Raw genomic sequence first — 17,223 nt, 5'->3', positions numbered from 1 at the left:
AGGACTCGTCAGTTCCCTGTCTTCCTGAACATCGCAGGCGCGGAGGGGCGGCGCCCGCCGGAGTGGCCCGAACGGGATGGGGGACGGCGGCCCGGGAGCGGCCCGGCGCGGATCAGGCGGTGGTGTGGGCCGCCTCCAGGGCCAGCAGCAGGCGCTTGCGCTCCAGCCCGCCCGCGTAGCCGGTGAGCGAGCCGTCCGCGCCGAGCACCCGGTGGCAGGGGCGGACCACCAGCAGCGGGTTGGCGCCGATCGCCGCGCCGAGCGCCCGGACGGCCGCGCGGGGGATGCCGGCCCGCTCCGCCAGGGCGCCGTAGGAGGTGGTGGAGCCGTAGGGCAGCTGCTCCAGGGCGGCCCACACCCGGCGCTGGAAGTCGGTGCCGCCCGGGGTGAACTCCAGGTCGAAGCCGGTGGCGGTGCCCGCGAGGTAGGCCCGCAGCTGGGCGGTCACCTCGGCGAAGGCGGCCTCGTCCTCGACCCAGCCGGGCCGGATCACGGCCGCGTTCTTCTGGCCGGTCATCGAGACTGAGGCGAGTGCCAGACCGCCGCGGGCGGTGGTCGAGTCCTCGCCGACCAGCAGCAGCGGGCCGACGGCGGGGTCGAGGGTGTCGAGGGTGGTGTAACGGGTGGTCACGGGTGCTCCCGGGGACGGATCATCGCTTGCCTACCCGTCCCACTCTGCCGCCCGCCGGGCCGCCCGACCGGCGGAAATGCGACATCGCACCGCAGGCCCGGTCAGCCCTCCTGACCGGTGCGGAAGAGGTGCCGCAGCCGCTCCGCGAAGTCCTCGTACTCGTGCCGGCGCTGCTCCTCGTGGTCGGCCTTCACCGCCTCCTCGGCCTTCCGCTGGGCCATCCGGACCTCGGCCTCCACCTCCTCGGAGGGGATCCGGGCCAGCTCGCCGCCGAGCCGGGCGGCGATCTCGTCGGCGGCTGCCGGGTCGGTCTCCCTGACCGAGGCGACCAGCAGGTTGCCGCCGTCGTCCACCAGCGCGCTGATCACCGTCAGACCCTCCAGCGCGTCCTGGGCGTCCTTGGTCTCGCCCGCCGAGCCCAGCACCGCACCCGCGCCCAGCCCGAGCGCCAGCCCGACCGGGCCGCCGAGCAGGCCGAGCAGCGCGCCCACCGCACTGAACGCCAGGGTCCGGCGGCCGGTGTCCGGGGCGAAGCTGTCGGCGATGTCCAGGTAGCCCTCGGCCGAGCGCTGGAGGATCGCGGCCCCCGCGACCCCCGGCAGCCGGGTCACGTCGTGGAAGGCCTCGAAGGTGTGGGTCGGGTCCTGGAAGGTGTAGAAGAGGACGTTGTCGTCACCGGACATGTTCTGACTGCCCCTCACGGCTGGACGCGGGTCACCCCGTTACCGCTCCGACGCTAGCCGCTCCGTCCCCGGGCCGCCCCTCCGCCCGGCGCCGCCGGCCCGCCGTCACACGACTGCCGCCCGCCGGTGTGCGGATCGGTCGCCGGCTCGGGAGAGTGGGGAGGGCACGGAGGAGAGGAGCGGCGCGGTGGTGACCCGTCACGGCCTGTCCAACCGGGCGCTGGCGCTCTGGCTGCTCGGGGTGACCGCCGTGGTGCTCTACCTCGGCGAGGTCACCGACAACCTGGTCCGGACGGTCGGCCTGCTCGCCTTCCTGCCGGCCCTGGCAGCGGCCATCTGCACTGTCCGGCAGACCGCGTTCACGGCGGTCTGGACCCTCGCGGTGGTGGCCGGCGCGCTGTTCGCGCACAGTCCGCGCGAGCTCGACGACACCGTGCTGACCCTCGTGCTCACCGCCGCCATCGGTGGCCTGGCGGTGGCCGGCTGCCGGGCCAGGATCGGCCGCGAGGAGGAGCTGCTGCGGCTGCGCTCCACCGCCTCGGCCATGCAGCAGCGCATCCTGCGCCCGCTTCCGCAGCGCACCGACCGGCTGCTGGCGGAGGGGGTCTACGAGCCGGTCCAGGAGGACAAGCTGGTCGGCGGCGACATCTACGACGTGGCCGACTCGGCCTACGGCACCCGGGTGCTGATCGGCGACGTGCAGGGCAAGGGCCTGGCGGCCATCGGGGTGGCCTTCGCGGTGATCGGCGCGTTCCGCGAGGCGGCGCACCGGGAGCCGACGCTGGGCGGTGTGGTGGCGGCGCTGGAGGCGGCGGTGGTGCGGCACAACGCCTACGCGGCCGAGGAGGGCGAGAGCGAGCGCTTCGCCACCGCCCTGGTGCTCGGCTTCGACGGCGGCGACACCGCCGAGCTGGTGAGCTGCGGACACGAGGCGCCCTACCTGCTGCGTCCCGAGCACCGACCGGTGGCCGTGCCACCGGCCGAGGCGGGCCTGCCGCTGGGGCTCGGCGGGCTCGGGCCGCCCGGGCCGCCGGCGGTGGGCCGGTTCGCCTTCCCGGCCGACGCGACCCTGGTGCTCTGCACCGACGGCCTGACCGAGGCCCGGGCCGCCGACGGCACCTTCTTCCCGTTGGCCGACCGGCTGGCCGCCGCCCGGGGCCTGCAACCCGGCCGACTCGCCGAGCACCTGCTGCGCCAGGCCCAGGAGTACACCGCCGGACACCAGCACGACGACATCGCGATCCTGACGCTCCGTCGTCCCTGACCCGCGGCGGCGCCCGCCCCCGGCACCCGCCCCGGCACCCGCCCCGGCACCCGGCCGACGTCCCGTCCGGCCCTCGACCCGCGTGGCCTGGACCACACTCCGATGGCGTACGCTCACGCTTCGACCGTGGGCATCCGTACGACCAGTCAGGAGAATGCACCGTGAGCGCGACCCCGGGCACGGATCTCGACGAGCACGCCGAGCGGGCCGGGGCCCCGCCCGAGAGCGCACCGGAACCGGACCGGCCGGGGGAGTCCCTGCGGGCCTGGGGTCGGCGCACGGCGCACGAGTACGGGCCGGCCCTGGCCGTGTACGGCGTGGTGAAGCTGGCCGGCTTCACCACCTTCATGTGGCTGCTCAGCTGGTCCGGCAGCTACCGCGCCCTGAACCCGCGCTTCGGCGGCGGCGCGCAGCCCTGGGACGTGCTCGGCGGCTGGGACGGCTGGTGGTACCAGCAGATCGCCGTGAACGGCTACAACCCCGGCCCGCTCAAGGTGATCGGCCCGCCGCCGTTCGAGTTCGAGCAGAACTCGGTGGCCTTCTTCCCGCTCTACCCCGGTGCCATCCGGCTGGTCTCCACCGTCACCGGCCTCGGCTCCTACGGGGCCGGCATGGTGGTCTCGGTGCTGGCCTCGTTCTTCGCCGCCGCCGGGATCTACGCCCTGACGAAGCGTCTGTTCGACCGGAAGACCGGGGTGATCGCGGCAGCGATCTGGGGTTTCTTCCCGGGCTCCGGCGTGGAGTGGGCGGTCTACTCCGACTCGCTCTTCGTCGCGCTGGCGGTCTGGGCCTGCTTCTTCATCCTGGAGCGCCGCTGGCTGGCCGCCGGTGTCACGGTCTTCGTCGCCGGGCTCAACCGGCCGACCGCCGCCGCCCTGGTCGCCGCCCTCGGGGTGGCCGCGCTGATCGCCCTCTACCGGCGCAAGGACGGCTGGATCGGTCCGCTCTCCGCACTGCTCGTCGCACCGCTCGGATTCGTCGGCTACCTGGCCTGGGTGAACTGGCAGATGGGCGACTGGGGCGGCTACTTCAAGCTCCAGAAGGGCGCCTGGCTGCACTTCTTCGACTACGGCAAGCACACCGGTGCGGTGCTGAAGACGATCCTCCAGGGCAAGGGCGCGTACGCCTTCACCTACCCGACCGAGGACATGATCGCGCTGTTCCTGGTGGTGCTGCTGCCGCCGCTGATCTGGCTGCTGATCAGGCTGAAGGTCCCGGTCTTCCTGCTCGTCTACACCGCCGTCACCATCGTGCTGGTGCTCGGCAGTTCGCAGATCTTCGGCAACACCTCCCGCTACCTGCTCCCGGCGTTCCCGCTCTTCCTCCCGATCGCGGTGGCGCTCCGCCGCCTCTCCCTTCCGGCCCTGGCGGGACTGGTGGGCTGGGCGGCGGTCGCCTCCGGCTGGTACGCGGGCTACGTCCTGTTCGAGCTCGGCATCCCGTAGAGCGCGGCCTCGGGCGCTCGGCGGCTGTTCGGCGGTAGGCGGTCGCCGCTCAGTGGTCGGTGCTCAGTGGTCGGTGCGGCCGAGGAAGACCGGGTTGGTGAGGGCGGCCATCGGGCCCCAGGGCAGGTCCGGGCCCATGGAGTTGCCCTTGCCGGGGGAGCCGTCCGGCTTGGGGAGCCGGACCTCGGCGCGGACGTAGGCGGCCAGCGAGGCGGTGGTCCGCCAGACCAGCACCGCCTCGCCGCCCGCCGGGAGCGGCTCCTGACGGAGCTGGCCCTCGTCGGTGATCAGGCGCAGGGTGCCGTTCGGCACGCCGGAGACGGCGAGCCGGACGTCCACCGGGGCGTCCGGGGCGACCGCCAGCCGCTCACCGATGCCGGCCGCCAGGCCTGCGCCGACGGCAGTGAGCTCGAGGTGGACCGCGGTCGAGCCGGCGATCCAGCTGCGGCCCGCCCGCAGCCCGGCCAGCACCTGATCCCGGGTCAGGTCCTCGGCGAGCACCACGGTGTGCGGGGCACCGATCGCCTGCGGGGCGCTGTGCGCGTCGCTGTTGCCGAGGGCCGGCAGCCAGCGTCCGCCGTGCCGGGCGGCCTGCACCAGCTGGGCGTCCCAGGTGTCGAGGGCGGATTCGTCGTCGTAGGTCCACGGCCCGTTCCAGACCTCGACGGCGTCCGCCTCCTCGTAGCCGAACTTCCAGGCGCAGGCCACGTACGGGCAGTACGGATGGGCCGGCACCACCAGGCCGCCGCTTCGCCGCACCTCGCGGGCGAAGCGCGGGTGCACCCCGTCCCGGGCACGGTAGCGCCAGTCGACCCACTGCCCCGGCCGGGTGCCGAGCGCCAGCCAGTGGCCGTTCCGGGTGGTCACCTCCTCGCCCGGGATCACCAGCAGGTCCGGGCCGGCCAGCGGGCCCCAACTGCCGTGGGCCGAGGACGTGTTGTGCTCGGTGGAGACGATGAAGTCCAGCCCCGCCGCCCGGGCCCCGGCCGCCACCTCCTCCGGTGTGCGGCGCCCGTCCGAGTGCACGGTGTGCAGGTGGCAGTCGCCCCGGTACCAGGCCCGGCCGCGCCCGGTGGCCCGCTCCGCCGGGTAGGCGGGCAGGTACGCCGGCCCCGGGGCGCCGAACCGGAAGGTCACCTCCACCCGGTACACCAGCCCCTGCGGCGCCACCTGGTACGGGCCGAGCACCACGTGCCAGCGGCCCGGGCGGACCGGCCCCGGCAGGTAGCCCGGGGTGGCCTGGCCCCGGCTGATCGCGAACTCGGTGCGGAAGCCACCGGACCAGCCCCGGAAGCCGGGCCCGCCCAGCTCGGTGCCGCGCTCGTCGAAGATCCCGATGTCGCAGGAGTTGCCCGGGGTGCCGGGCGGTACGACGGGCCGGTCGTAGGAGTAGCGCACCGCCAGCTCCCGAACGCCGGGCGGGACGTCCACCGGCAGGTACACGAAGTCGGGCGCGCCGGTCTCCAGACGGCCCGTCAGGACCACCGTGCGCTCGCCCTCCGCCCGGTCGCCCGCCTGCTGCTCGGCCGCCGCCGGTGCGGCCGAGGCGGCGGCCACGGTGAAGCCGGCAGCCGCCGCACCGGCCAGCAGGCCGCGCCGTCCGATGCCGTACCCGTGCTCGTTCCCGTACCCGTCCCAGCTCCGGTGCCCGCCTGCGGCCCGCTCCTGGCGCTCGTCCATCGGCCCGTCCTCCCCTTGGCTGCTCCGATTCTGCGGGGTCTCCTCCCCCTGCCCGGTGAACCCGCGGTGAGCCGGGGCCCTCGGTCGGCGGGCGGGTCGGTGGCGGGCCGGTACGGCGGGCGTGGTTCGATGGGCGGCTGCTGTCCGAACGAACGAACTGGTGGGACGTCCGCCGTGAACCACACCGCTGCGACGGCGCTCTCCGTCGTGCTGCTGCTGCTCGTCCTGGTCTGTGCCGTGGTCCGGCCGCGCGGATGGCCGGAGGCGGTGGCAGCGGTGCCCGCCGCCGGTCTGCTGGTGGTCACCGGAGTGGTGCCCTGGCCCACCGCCTCGGCCGAGCTGGCCAGGCTCGGGCCGGTCACCGCCTTCCTGGCCGCCGTCCTGGTGCTGGCCCAACTCTGCGACGGGGAGGGCCTGTTCCGCGCCTGCGGGGCCTGGATGGCCAGGACCGCCGGGACGCCCCGGCGGCTGCTCGCCCAGGTCTTCCTGCTCTGCTCGGTGGTCACCGCCGTGCTCAGCCTGGACGCCACCGTGGTGCTGCTGACCCCGGTGGTCTTCGCCACCGCCACCCGCCTCGGAGTGAGCGCCAAGCCGCACTCCTACGCCGCCGCCCACCTCTCCAACACCGCCTCGCTGCTGCTCCCCGTCTCCAACCTCACCAACCTGCTGGTCTTCACGGCCAGCGGCCTGGCCTTCACCCGCTTCGCCGCCCTGATGGCGCTGCCCTGGGTGGTGGCGATCGCGGTCGAGTACGTGGTGCTGCGGTGGTTCTTCGCCGCCGATCTGGCCGCCCCGGCCACCCCGCAGCCGGAGGGCGGCGGGTCCGAGCGGCCGGTCTTCGCCCTGGTGGTGCTGGCGGCCACCCTGGGCGGCTTCGTGCTGGCCTCCGCGCTCGGTGCCGAACCGGTCTGGGCCGCCGCTGCCGGGGCGGCGGTGCTGGCGGTCCGGGCCCTGCGCCGACGCACTGTCACGCCGGGCGGGCTGGTGCGGGCGGCCAACCTGCCCTTCCTGGCCTTCGTCCTGGCCCTGGGTGTGGTGGTGAAGGCGGTGGTGGACCACGGCCTGGCCGAGGCGCTCGGTCACCTCACCCCCGCCGGGGACTCGCTCGCCGCGCTGTTCGCCCTGGCCGGGCTGGCCGCGGTGCTGGCCAACCTGATCAACAACCTGCCCGCCGTCCTGGTGCTGCTCCCGCTCGCCCTGCCGTCCGGGCCCGGGGCGGTGCTGGCCGTGCTGCTCGGGGTGAACATCGGGCCGAACCTCAGCTACGCCGGCTCGCTGGCCACCCTGCTGTGGCGGCGGATCGTCCAGGAGCAGGGCGGTGAGCCGGTGCGGCTGGGGGAGTTCAGCCGGCTCGCGGTGTTCACGGTGCCGCTGGCGCTCGGGCTGGCGGTGCCGGCGCTCTGGCTCTCGCTGCGGGTGATCGGGGTCTGACGGGGCGTCGGCCGTGGCCTCGGCCGAGGGCGGCTCGCGGACCGACGGCAACGGTGGTCGCTGCGGACCGGCCCTCAGCCCGGGGCGTTGCCCGCACCCGTGCCGTTCAGCTCCCGGAACCACGCCGCGGTCAGCTCCGCCACCTCCTCCAGCGCCCCCAGCTCTTCGAAGAGGTGCCCGGCGCCCGCCACCACCGCGATCCGGTGCGGTGCGGCGAGCCGGGCAGCGGCCTGCCGGTTGAGCTCCAGGACGGTCCCGTCCAGGCCGCCGACGATCATCAGCACCGGCGCCCGGACCTGTCCGAGCGATGCCCCGGCCAGATCGGGCCGCCCGCCCCGGCTGACCACCGCCCGGACCCGTTCCGGTCGCCGCGCCGCCGCCCGGAGCGCCGCCGCCGCACCGGTGCTCGCGCCGAACAGGCCGACCGTCAGCCGGGCGGTCGCGGGCTGCGATCCCAGCCAGTCCACGGCGGTGACCAGGCGGCGGCCGAGCATCGGGACGTCGAAGCGGTAGGCGGCGGAGAGCGCGTCGGCCCGTTCCTCCTGACGGGTCAGCAGGTCCAGCAGCAGGGTGCCGAGGCCGGACCGCTGGAGGTGACCGGCGATCGCGCGGTTGCGCGGGCTGTGCCGCGAACTGCCGCTGCCGTGCGCGAACAGCACCACCGTCCCGGCCGCCCCGGGCACCACCAGGTCCCCGGACAGGGTGTCCTCGCCGATCGGCAGTTCGACCTGCTCGGAGAGCATCGCCTCGCCTCGCCTCCTGTACTCGGTCCTCGGCCGCCGTGCCCGGTCCCCTCCGGGCCGGACCGCCCCTGCCCTCCCGTCGTCCCGCCCCGTCCCGCTCCACCGGGGGCGTACGCGAGTGCGACGGAGCGTGACTACGAAGCATCCGCCCCGTAGGCGGCCGAGAGCCCCCTCCCGGCGACAATCGGTACACGGAGCAGTGCAGTTGTGTCCTATCATCCTCCCGGCCCGGAACCGGGTCGCGTCGAACCGCGTCACTCTCGGTGGTCACGGATCGACACCACCCCGGCGGGCACGGGCCGGGCGGACGAGCACTCCAGGGGGACGAGATGGGCGAGACGCGCTGGGAACTGCCGGACTACGAGCACCTGCGCGAGCTCGGCGCGGGCGCGGCCGGCCGGGTGGTGCTGGCCACCCACCGGGCCACGGGCACGCCCGTCGCGGTCAAGTACCTGACCGGGAGGACCGCCGACCACGAGGGCTTCCGCGCCGAGGCCGAACTGCTCGGTGGGCTGCGGTCCCCGCACGTCGCGCAGCTCTACGAGTACGTCGAGGGCCCGCAGGGCGCCGCCATCGTGATGGAGCTGGTGGACGGCATCTCGCTGCGCGACCTGCTCAAGGCCGAGGGCGCGACCGGCCCGGAGGCCGCCCTCACCGTGCTCAAGGGGTCCCTGCTCGGCCTGGCCGCCGCCCACGCGGCCGGCGTGGTGCACCGCGACTACAAGCCGGCCAACGTCCTGGTCGCGGCTGACGGATCGTCGAAGCTGGTCGACTTCGGCATCGCCCTCAAGGACGGCACCACCGGCTCGGTGGCGGGCACCCCCGCCTACATGGCCCCCGAGCAGTGGGCCGGCAAGCCCGCCGCCCCCACCACCGACGTCTACGCCGCCACCGCGACCTTCTTCGAGTGCCTCACCGGGGTCAAGCCCTACGCCGGTACCACCCTGATGGAGCTGGCAGTCCAGCACACCGAGGCCGACATCCCGGCCGAGCAGGCCCCCGAGGCGCTCCGCCCGCTGATCCTGGCCGGCCTGGCCAAGACCCCGGAGGACCGTCCGGACGGGGCCGCGCTGCTGGTCGAGCAGCTGGAGACGGTGGCCGGGGCCGCGTACGGACCCGACTGGGAGCAGCGCGGCCGGCACCGGTTGGCGGCGCTGGTCGCCCTGCTGCCGTTCCTGCTGCCCACGACGGGCGGCGCGGTCGGCGGCACCTCGTTCGCCGACACCACGGTCGGTCCGCCCGGCGGGGGTGGGGGAGCCGGTGGGGGTGCAGGCGCAGGTGCGGGTGCCGGAGCGGGGCTGCCGCTCCGGGCCGTCCGGCGGGTCCGGGTGGTCGGTGCGGCGGCGGGCGCGCTGCTGGTCGCCACCGCCGTCGCCGGGGTCGCGGTCGCGGGCGCGCCGGGCTCGGCGAACGCCGGGACCGTCGCCGAGCCGAAGGTCACCACCATCCTCGGCCTCCCCGGCGTACCGTCCGCAGACCCGAGCACCCCCGGGCCGGGCGCCTCGGACCTCCCGGTCGAGCCCTCGCCGTCCCCGTCGGGGTCCGAATCCCCCTCGGCCTCACCGTCCCCCTCGGCGGCCACGTCCTCCTCCGGACCCACGACGCCCCACCCGAGCGGCTCCGCCACCCTCGCCGCGCCGCCCACCAAGGCTCCGCCCACCACCAAGGCGCCGGGCGCCCCGACGGCCACCGCGACGGTCGCGCCGCCCTCCGTCCCGCCGTCCGTGCCGCCCTCCACCCCGCCGGCCCCCAGCACGGCCCCGCCCAGCCCGTCCCCGGTCCTCACCACGGCCCCGCCGGCTCCGCTGCGGGTGCTCGCGATCAGCGGCTCGCCAAACTGCAACTCCAGCCAGATGACGGTCTCCGGCACCGTGACCACCGACGGTGCGGCGGACGGCGTGCTCACCCTGACCTGGACCAGCAGCGCGTCCCCCCGCGTCCCGGTCACCCACACGGTCCGGCTGCCGAAGGGGGAGAAGGCCGTGAAGTTCAGCGACTCCATGCCCTTCGGCACCGCCTTCTCCCGCACCGTCCGGCTGAGCACCACCCCCGCCGCCACCCGCGGTGCGGGCCCGTTCACCCTCGACACCGCCACCTGCAACCCGCCCCGCTGAGACCGTTCTCGAGAGCAGGACACCCGGCATGACCACCCCGCCCACCCCCGAGGCCGACCCCACCGTCCGTCTCGGCAAGCAGGACACACCCCTGCCCCTCGGCCCCGTCCGCTCCCCGGCCACCCCGGCGGAGGGCGAGACGGTCCAACTCCGGCCGCCCGTGGACGAGTCCACGATGAAGCTCGCCCCGGGCCAGGTGCCGCCGGATGCCACCGTGCGGCTGAGCGCGGACGCCGCCGCACCGGAACTGACGGTACGTCTCACCCCAGCCGCTGCCGCTGCCCCTGCGCCGCACTCGTCCGCAGTCGACTCGACCGTGAAGCTCGGGGCCGGGGCGGTGGCCGAGGATTCGACGGTGAAGCTCGGGGCGGGGGTGGTCGCGGCCGAGGCGACGGTGAAGCTGACCGCCGGGGCCGGCTCGGACCCCGACTCCACCGTGAAGCTGCCCCCGTCCGTGCCGGGCCCCGAGGCGGTCACGGTGAAGCTGCCGCCGGGCGGCCTTCCGCTCGATGCGACCGCCGAACTGACCGCCACCGCGCTCACCGAACGCCTCGACCGGACCCAGCCGCAGCCCCTGCCGACCGCCCCGCCGACCACGCCACAGCCCGCTCCCCAGCCCGTCGCCGCCGAGGCACCCGCCCCCGACGCCGGGCTGCGCCGCTTCGGCCCCGGTGTCCCGCCGCAGGCCGCCGCCGTCTGGCACGGCACCGCCGGTCAGGAGCCCCCGCCCCGGCCGCGCCGTCGTGGCCGGTGGGCGCTGTTCCTGCTGATCCTGCTGCTGGTCCTCGCGGTGCTCGGCTGGTTCGCCTGGCAGCGCTACGGCCGACCGGTGGCGGTCGACTCGGTCTCCGTGCGGACCGGTTCGACCGACGTGGCGTGCGACGGCACCCAGACCGTCACGGCCACCCTGGAGACCAACGGTGGTGCCGGTGACGTCTCCTACCGCTGGCTGCGCAGCGACGGCACCGACTCCGGCGCGCTCACCCAGGCCGTCCCGTCCGGCCGCCACAGCACCCAGCTGACCCTCCGCTGGTCCTTCCACGGTCAGGGCACCCTGGACGCCACCGCCACCCTCCAGGTCGACTCGCCGAGCGCCCACAGCTCGGCGGTCTCCTTCCGCTACGCCTGCCCCTGAGTCGACTCCCGCCGCGACTCCCGCTCCGGCTCCCGCCGCATCGGAGGCAACTCCGGTGCGGCGCAGGCCGGGTGGCCGCCGAGCCGTTCCGCGACAGCGGCGATCTCCCGGCCGTGGGCCCGGTCGGCGTCCTCGACGTGCCGGACCACCTCCCGGGTGCCGTCCCCGGCCCACCGGTAGAGCCCGGCGACGGCCGGCCCGGCCTGCTCGCCCAGCTGCCGCCCGATCCTCCGGGCGGCTTCCTCCAGGGCCTGTGCGACCGCCCGGCTCACTCGAACGACACCCCCTCGACTGCGGTTGTGAACTCCCTTGCCAGAAAAGCCACTTGCTCGGCGTGCCGGTGGAGCAGATCGGCATGGAGGAGCAGTTCCCCGGGCGCGATCCGGAAATCGCCGCACCCGGAGCTCGTACGCCCCTCGGCCGCAGGTGCCGCCGTGATCACCCCCGGGTCGGGCGTCGCCCTCGGGCCCGGCAGTGCCAGCCCCGCCAACAGCCCCTCCACCACTCGTTCCAGAGGCTCGAACGCCCGGGACGCCAGCTCGGCGGCGATCCGCTCGGCCAGCTCCCGGAGGATGCCGTCGACCACCTGCCGGGTCGCCGCGACCAGGGCCGCCTCCGCAGCGGCGGCTGCGCCGAAGGTGGCCGCCGTGGCGGCCGTGGCGGCAGCGAACTCCGCTGCTGCGATGGTGAGTTCGGCGATCACCGCGAGCTTCGCGGCCACCACCGCATCGGCGGCCAGATCGATCGCCAGTGCCACCACTCCGCAGACCTCGACCAGCCCGTCCAGGTGCTCGGCGGACATCGCGTCCCAGCGCCCGGCCAGCACCCGGTAGGAGTCCGCCTCGTAGTGCTCGGCCATCTGCCGCACGGTGGCCGTCGCGGCCTGGTGCGTCCCGTCCACGTCGGCCGCGAACCGCCGCACCCGCTCGGCGAATTCGCGCACCCTGTCCTCGTCCACCGCCGGCCAGCGGAACCCCAGGACGTCCATCACCCAGGCCAGCTCACCGGGCGGCTCGATGGCCAAGGCGCTCCCCAGGTATGACGTACGGTCAGATCATGCTCACGCTCCGTGTATCATAGTCGCTCGGTGAGGTGCCGCAGACCTGGACCACGGCGTGACGCCCACTGGTCCGCCACCCGGGCTCCTCGGCGTCGAGTCGGGCGGTGGTGGCGGCCCCGATCCCGGTGACCACCTCCGACTTGACGGTCCGCAGGGCGGCCACGGGGGTCGGGAAGCGGGCGGCCACCCCGGCGAACGGCGTGTCCGCCGGCCAGTACCGGTCCTCCACCAGCCGACGGTAGTTGAGGTCGCCCTTGAGGATCGTCACCGTCGCACCACCGAGGTCGGCCCGCAGGTCAGCGGGCATCTCCCGGTACGGCAGCGGCGCGCAGAAGAACGGATGCGTCCGGACGTCGAGCCGCCCGTCGGCCATCGCCCCGTACAGCCGCCCGCCGGCCTCCCGGGCGGCCCCCGAGGAGGCCGCGCGCAGCCGTTCGACCGCTGCCAGGACATCGGTCATGGTCGCGTCGGAGACGAAGTACGGATGCGGCTTCACGTACAGCGAGACCCGGCCCGCCGCCCCGCTCCCGAGCAGCTCGTCGATCAGCACCAGATCGGGCAGCAACTCCGGCCCGGCGTTGTCGGCCACCAGGCAGACCCGCCCGCCCCTCCCGCGCTCCAGCCCGGCCCAGAACGCCGGTCCGTCATCCACCAGCAGGCCGGCCGACCCGCGCCCGCCGTCCCCGCCGCCACTGCGGAACGCGAGATCGGCCTGGTTCCCCCAGAGGGCCGACGCCAACAGCGCCTCCCCGCGCCGCCGTCCCGCCTCCCGCAGCCCCTCCAGTGCGGCCAGTTCGCCGTCCACCCCGGCCCCCGCCAGCTCGGCCTCCTTGAACGGGGCGAACGGATCGATCCCCCGCCAGGCCCCCTCCCCGAAGTACCCGGTGGCCTCCAGCAGCCGCCGGTAGAAGTAGCTCTCCGCCCACAGGAACGGCACCTCCCCCCACGGCCGCCCCCACAGCCCGCGCCCCCACTCCGCCCACCGGTCCCCGTCCTCGGCCCCCGCCGGCAGCGGCTCCACCACCCCGGACGTGCTCTCCGTCAGCAACCGCCCCACCGCCGCCCGCTCCCGCGCCCCGTACGGCCGGGCGTCCAGCACCCGCCGCACCAGGGCGGGGTGCCGCTCGTGGAACACGCTCCAGGAGAACGACCCCGGCACGTCACTGCGAATCACCGGCGCGATCGACATCCGAGCGGAACCGTCCTTCGTCTCCCCGGTGCCGCTGACGGGTCGTCACCCGGCTCCCTGGCCCGAGCCTACGAGAGGCCTGAGCGGAAGGGAGCATCCGATGTGAGCCGGCACGTGGTGCCGGCAGCACGGAGCCGTTCCGCGAACCTGCCGGCCGCCGATGACCCGAAGCCGCTCTGCTGCGTCGGTGGGCTGTTCTCGCCGACGCTGCCGAGGTGGAGGCGCAGGGGGTCGGCGGTCTCGGTATCGGCCGTCGCGAGGGCGCGCGGTCGGGCATGGCGGCACTCGACGGGTGCTGGCATCGCTTCGCTGCTGGTGGAGTTCCAGAGCCGGACGGTCCCGTCCGGACCACCGGACACGACCAGGGTGGTGGCGGTCGCCGCCAGGGTCGAGCGGGTGACGCCTGTGATGCCGGTGCTGTGCAGTCCGCCGTCGCGGGACGGCCGTCACGCCCGTTGATCGACCGGAGGAGAGTGGACCGGCGGCGTGGTGAGGCATCGTCAGATGGGCCGCGCCGGCAGGGATCAGCGCAGTGGACGCGGCCGTCGACGACGTCCAGCGCCACGTTGTCGTACCCGGTACCACCGAGCGTCAGCCACATCGACGTGTCGGCCGTCAGCGTGGGGTACTCGGTTGCCAGTACGGCTGCTCCGTCGCCGACGACCGTGACCTCGGTGCACTTCGGACGTGCGACAGGGGCACTGCGGATATCCCGTCGGCCATGAGGAATGTCCATCGTGTCCGTTCGGCCGGACGGGCGGACTCGACCTCATGGTGCGGGTGGGAGCCACCGTGCTGCGTCGGTCCGGTGATCGGGTGTGGTCCACCACAGACGTGCAGCCTTGTCCCAGCGGGCACTGACCTCACGTTTGGCATCGTCCTTCTCCGCGAAGGGGACAGCGAGATAGAGCCGGCCGTCGACCTCGATACCGGGAGCGGGGAGACCGGCAGGCGGAGCGCTGACGGAGGCGGCGCCGAGTTGTGCACTGGCCGGTGGTGGCACTGGCCGAGTGCCGGTGCTCGGGCTCTGCGACGGGCGACCGGGGCGGGCCCGGTCGATGATCCGGCGGACGCGTTGGCAGGCGAGGCCGTCGGTGATCCGCATCATGAGGTCGGTGGGGCCGGTATTGGTCAGGAGGTTCAATGAGCCGTGCCAGAGGACGGTTTCGTCAACGATGAGCACCTTCTCGTGCATCCGCTCGCGCTGCTCCACCCGGCATCCCGCATGCCGCAGCTCGTGGACCAGGGGTGCCTTGCGTGGGTCGGCGGTGTGATCGCGGGTCACCACGGTGACCTGCACCCCACGGTCCGTCAGTTCCCGGAAGGGGCGGGCCCAGTAACGCACCGGTTGGGGGTCGAGGAATGCGCAGTACACCTCGACGGACTTGGTCGCCTGCTGAAGGTCCCAGGCGATGGCGCGCTGCACTTCGTCGGCAGGGAAGAACGCCGGGTGGGCGAGTTCGTCCTGCGACAGGACGCCGAGGTCAGCGGCGCTACGGATGGGGACCAGCTGGTCGACGGGAAGCCGGAGGGCGTGTCGTTCCAGGTGGTCGAGCATCCGTACGGCCTCGCTGTGCGGGGCCAGTCCGGCTCGCAGGTGCTCCAGGTCGGCGACGACGATCAGGTGGTCCTGGGCCCGGCTGAGCGCGACGTTGAGCAGTCGGCAGGTTTGGGAGGAGAGACCGGTCCCGGAGTAGAACTGGCCGAGCTGGCGACCTGCCCCGGCGACGGTGTCGATCACCACCAGCGGGCGCTGGCTGCCCTGGAAGCGGTGGACGGTGTCGACCACACCCTCGTACTCCGCGCCGAAGCGGTAGGACAGGCTGGCGTTGAGGGCCCTGACCTGGTCCCGATAGGGCGCGATGACGGCCATGCGACGGCCCGGGCGCTCGTCTTCGGGCGCTTCCGCCCAGTTGCGCCCGGGAAGCACCCCGTCGTACTGCAGGCCGCGAACCAGCTGGTGGATCACTGCCTCGTGCACGGCATTCGACTTGTGGTCACGTCCGGGGATGCGTCGCGCCGACGTGTCGACGAGCACCAGCGGGGACGCCAACAGGGGTGAGGTGGGCAGGCGCGAGCCGTCGGAGCGGCCGGTCCGCAAGGGTGCGTCGGGATAGGCGACCGTGTTGACGACGGCGCAGATCCGCGAGTGCATCCGGTACTGGGTGTCCAGGCCGATCAGTCGAGGATCGTCCTGACGGGCGGTGCCGCCGTCGGTGACCAGGCCTGCGGCGTGGAAGGCGTCCCGCTCGGCCCAGTGGCGGGAGTGCTGTCGCTGCGGCTCGGTCGCCTCACGGTCCTGCCCTCCCTTGGTGATCGCGGGGAGCTGGCGGAAGTCCCCGGCGATGACCAGACGCTTGCCCGCCAACCCGGCCGCGTACCAGGCGGAAGGGAGGTTGACCATGCCGGCCTCGTCGATGATGACCACGTCCACCCGGTCCAGCAGCTTGCGGGACTGGACGGCTTTGGTGACGGTGGCACCCTTGATCCGGCACCGGGACCGGACCGTGTCCTCCAGTGCGCGACGCTGTTGGTCGAGCTGCTCGAGTTGCCGTTGCAGGGAGTCGGCCTGCTCGGCCAGCTGCGGCCGGGGAGGAACTCCCGACAGCCGTGGCCTCAGCGCGGCGAGCCGGCCACTGAGATCACTGATCGACGACGCGGCCGCGTCCCGCTGCACCCGGGCCGAGTTCTGCTGCGCCCTGGCACCGGTCAAGGAGTGCTCAGTGCCTGCCAGTCGGCCGTGCAGCTCGTGGAGCTTCGCGGTCTTCCGTGCGGCGAGCGGGCCGGTCGGGACGCCGATCTCGGCGATCTTCACCCGCAGAGTGGCCGCCTCGGCCTCCAGGTTCAGGAGGGCCGCTGATGCCTGCTGGGCAGTTGCCGTGGCGGTGGCGTGCTGGGCACGGGTGTCGGTGAGCTCCCGGTCCAGCCCGTTCGCCTCGTCGTGCAGGGCGAGCGAGGATCGAAGGGAATCCAACAGCCCCGTCAGCTGGGTGATCTGACTGTTCAGCGCGGTGCCGACCCGGCTGGCGATCCGAACCGGGTCGACCCGGTCGCCGTAGCGCTGCTCCAGACTGGCGACGGAGATGTCACCCGCGCGCTGCACCAGCCCGTCGCCGAATCCGGGTTCCTGCTGGAGGAGATCACACATCCGCTCCAGCGCCTGGTCGACGGCGACGTTGGTGGGAGCGAGGAAGAGCAGGTTGAGGCCCTGTCGATAGCAGCCCTCGGCGATGTGGGAGACGACGTCCGTCTTGCCCGTGCCGGGTGGTCCCCACAGGAACATCACCTGGCTGCCCAACGCAAGCTCCACCGCTGCGCGCTGCTTCGGGTTCAGCTGCAGCCCGTGCCAGCCCGCGACCCACCGTGCCGGATCGGGTATTCGCGCCATGGCCGGACTGCCCTGCCCGAGGACCAGGCCGGCCATGCCGAGGTCGATCGGGCTGTCCTTGGAGCCGACTGCCTCCAGTCGCTGTCCGAGCGCGACCCAGGTCGAGGCGTCGTCCTCGCGCAGCAGCGCCGAGGCGAGAGACGGGCCGAGATCCGTCGAGGTGACGACTCGTACGGTCCCGTCCGGCAGGCGGGAGACCTCGGCCGCTGCCCACGGCACCTTCGACTGTGCCGGCCGGACGACCAGTGCCTTGGCATCCATGGACTCCGGCCAGGACCGGCAGGTGAAGAGGTACTCGAAGCGGTCCTCAGCAGCGGCGATCCGCCGACCATGGTGGAGGAAGACCTTCTCGGCGCGTTCGGCCGCATCCCGGCGGCAGGCGACGATCTCCGCTCGTACCGCGGTCAACAGGTCCTCGACCGGTGCCGGCCGCTGCTCCACCATCAGTCCCCCAGGTATC

The 17,223-nt window shown here is 74.1% G+C and carries 13 protein-coding genes; 5 read left to right on the top strand and 8 right to left on the bottom strand.

Translation table 11 applies throughout. The features are described 5' to 3' along the window. Window positions 1-112 precede the first annotated feature (112 nt). Both ACIRBX_RS17795 and ACIRBX_RS17790 read right to left on the bottom strand, forming a co-directional pair. Window positions 113-631: a methylated-DNA--[protein]-cysteine S-methyltransferase gene (locus tag ACIRBX_RS17795; protein ID WP_402297689.1), complete on the bottom strand. Its 519-nt coding sequence runs from the start codon at window positions 629-631 to the stop codon at window positions 113-115. A 101-nt stretch (window positions 632-732) separates the two neighbouring features. Beyond that, window positions 733-1,314 carry a histidine kinase gene (locus tag ACIRBX_RS17790; RefSeq protein WP_402297687.1) on the bottom strand — a complete coding sequence of 194 codons (582 nt, stop codon included), beginning with the start codon at window positions 1,312-1,314 and terminating at the stop codon, window positions 733-735. A 187-nt stretch (window positions 1,315-1,501) separates the two neighbouring features. On the opposite strand from ACIRBX_RS17790, the gene ACIRBX_RS17785 reads away from it, so the two are divergent. Both ACIRBX_RS17785 and ACIRBX_RS17780 read left to right on the top strand, forming a co-directional pair. Further along, window positions 1,502-2,578 carry a PP2C family protein-serine/threonine phosphatase gene (locus ACIRBX_RS17785; RefSeq protein WP_402297685.1) on the top strand — a complete coding sequence of 359 codons (1,077 nt, stop codon included), beginning with the start codon at window positions 1,502-1,504 and terminating at the stop codon, window positions 2,576-2,578. 161 nt (window positions 2,579-2,739) lie between these two features. Beyond that, entirely contained in the window at window positions 2,740-4,023 is a 1,284-nt protein-coding gene (locus ACIRBX_RS17780) for a glycosyltransferase family 39 protein (protein WP_402297683.1), read from the top strand. A 63-nt stretch (window positions 4,024-4,086) separates the two neighbouring features. Here the strand turns inward: ACIRBX_RS17780 and ACIRBX_RS17775 are convergent, their stop codons facing one another. Then, a complete protein-coding gene (locus tag ACIRBX_RS17775; RefSeq protein WP_402297681.1) occupies window positions 4,087-5,703 on the bottom strand; it encodes a CehA/McbA family metallohydrolase in 1,617 nt (538 codons plus the stop codon). 129 nt (window positions 5,704-5,832) lie between these two features. Between ACIRBX_RS17775 and ACIRBX_RS17770 the strand changes: the two genes are divergently transcribed. Then, window positions 5,833-7,134, top strand: a complete 1,302-nt coding sequence (locus ACIRBX_RS17770; protein WP_402297680.1) for an SLC13 family permease — start codon at window positions 5,833-5,835, stop codon at window positions 7,132-7,134. A 74-nt stretch (window positions 7,135-7,208) separates the two neighbouring features. On the opposite strand, the gene ACIRBX_RS17765 is transcribed toward ACIRBX_RS17770, so the two are convergent. After that, window positions 7,209-7,877, bottom strand: coding sequence for a dienelactone hydrolase family protein (locus ACIRBX_RS17765; protein ID WP_402297679.1), 669 nt, complete (start codon window positions 7,875-7,877; stop codon window positions 7,209-7,211). Between the two features lie 329 nt (window positions 7,878-8,206). Here ACIRBX_RS17765 and ACIRBX_RS17760 point away from each other — a divergent pair, with 329 nt between their 5' ends. Both ACIRBX_RS17760 and ACIRBX_RS17755 read left to right on the top strand, forming a co-directional pair. Beyond that, window positions 8,207-9,991 carry a serine/threonine-protein kinase gene (locus ACIRBX_RS17760; protein ID WP_402297677.1) on the top strand — a complete coding sequence of 595 codons (1,785 nt, stop codon included), beginning with the start codon at window positions 8,207-8,209 and terminating at the stop codon, window positions 9,989-9,991. Between the two features lie 28 nt (window positions 9,992-10,019). Further along, window positions 10,020-11,126, top strand: coding sequence for a hypothetical protein (locus ACIRBX_RS17755; RefSeq protein WP_402297676.1), 1,107 nt, complete (start codon window positions 10,020-10,022; stop codon window positions 11,124-11,126). On the opposite strand, the gene ACIRBX_RS17750 is transcribed toward ACIRBX_RS17755, so the two are convergent. From ACIRBX_RS17750 to ACIRBX_RS17735, 4 genes are all read right to left on the bottom strand, one after another. Next, window positions 11,111-11,398 (bottom strand): hypothetical protein, encoded by a 288-nt coding sequence (locus ACIRBX_RS17750; protein ID WP_402297675.1) that lies wholly within the window; start codon window positions 11,396-11,398, stop codon window positions 11,111-11,113. The genes ACIRBX_RS17755 and ACIRBX_RS17750 overlap by 16 nt on opposite strands. Then, entirely contained in the window at window positions 11,395-12,150 is a 756-nt protein-coding gene (locus tag ACIRBX_RS17745) for a hypothetical protein (protein WP_402297674.1), read from the bottom strand. The genes ACIRBX_RS17750 and ACIRBX_RS17745 overlap by 4 nt, the downstream gene beginning before the upstream one ends. A 25-nt stretch (window positions 12,151-12,175) precedes the next feature. Continuing rightward, complete coding sequence (locus ACIRBX_RS17740) at window positions 12,176-13,375, bottom strand: damage-control phosphatase ARMT1 family protein (protein ID WP_402297672.1); 1,200 nt, start codon at window positions 13,373-13,375, stop codon at window positions 12,176-12,178. 769 nt (window positions 13,376-14,144) lie between these two features. Then, complete coding sequence (locus ACIRBX_RS17735; protein WP_402297669.1) at window positions 14,145-17,207, bottom strand: AAA domain-containing protein; 3,063 nt, start codon at window positions 17,205-17,207, stop codon at window positions 14,145-14,147. Window positions 17,208-17,223: the final 16 nt, after the last annotated feature.

This window comes from Kitasatospora sp. NPDC096147, from assembly GCF_044763225.1.
In the GTDB taxonomy this organism is placed as follows: domain Bacteria; phylum Actinomycetota; class Actinomycetes; order Streptomycetales; family Streptomycetaceae; genus Kitasatospora.
This window is presented reverse-complemented; position numbering and strand designations above follow the sequence as displayed.

Coding starts and splice junctions, on each gene's coding strand:
- ACIRBX_RS17790 (WP_402297687.1), bottom strand. CDS start 1,314: ATGTCCGGTGACGACAACGTCCTCTTCTACACCTTCCAGGACCCGACC.
- ACIRBX_RS17775 (WP_402297681.1), bottom strand. CDS start 5,703: ATGGACGAGCGCCAGGAGCGGGCCGCAGGCGGGCACCGGAGCTGGGAC.
- ACIRBX_RS17770 (WP_402297680.1), top strand. CDS start 5,833: ATGGGCGGCTGCTGTCCGAACGAACGAACTGGTGGGACGTCCGCCGTG.
- ACIRBX_RS17765 (WP_402297679.1), bottom strand. CDS start 7,877: ATGCTCTCCGAGCAGGTCGAACTGCCGATCGGCGAGGACACCCTGTCC.
- ACIRBX_RS17760 (WP_402297677.1), top strand. CDS start 8,207: ATGGGCGAGACGCGCTGGGAACTGCCGGACTACGAGCACCTGCGCGAG.
- ACIRBX_RS17755 (WP_402297676.1), top strand. CDS start 10,020: ATGACCACCCCGCCCACCCCCGAGGCCGACCCCACCGTCCGTCTCGGC.
- ACIRBX_RS17740 (WP_402297672.1), bottom strand. CDS start 13,375: ATGTCGATCGCGCCGGTGATTCGCAGTGACGTGCCGGGGTCGTTCTCC.
- ACIRBX_RS17735 (WP_402297669.1), bottom strand. CDS start 17,207: ATGGTGGAGCAGCGGCCGGCACCGGTCGAGGACCTGTTGACCGCGGTA.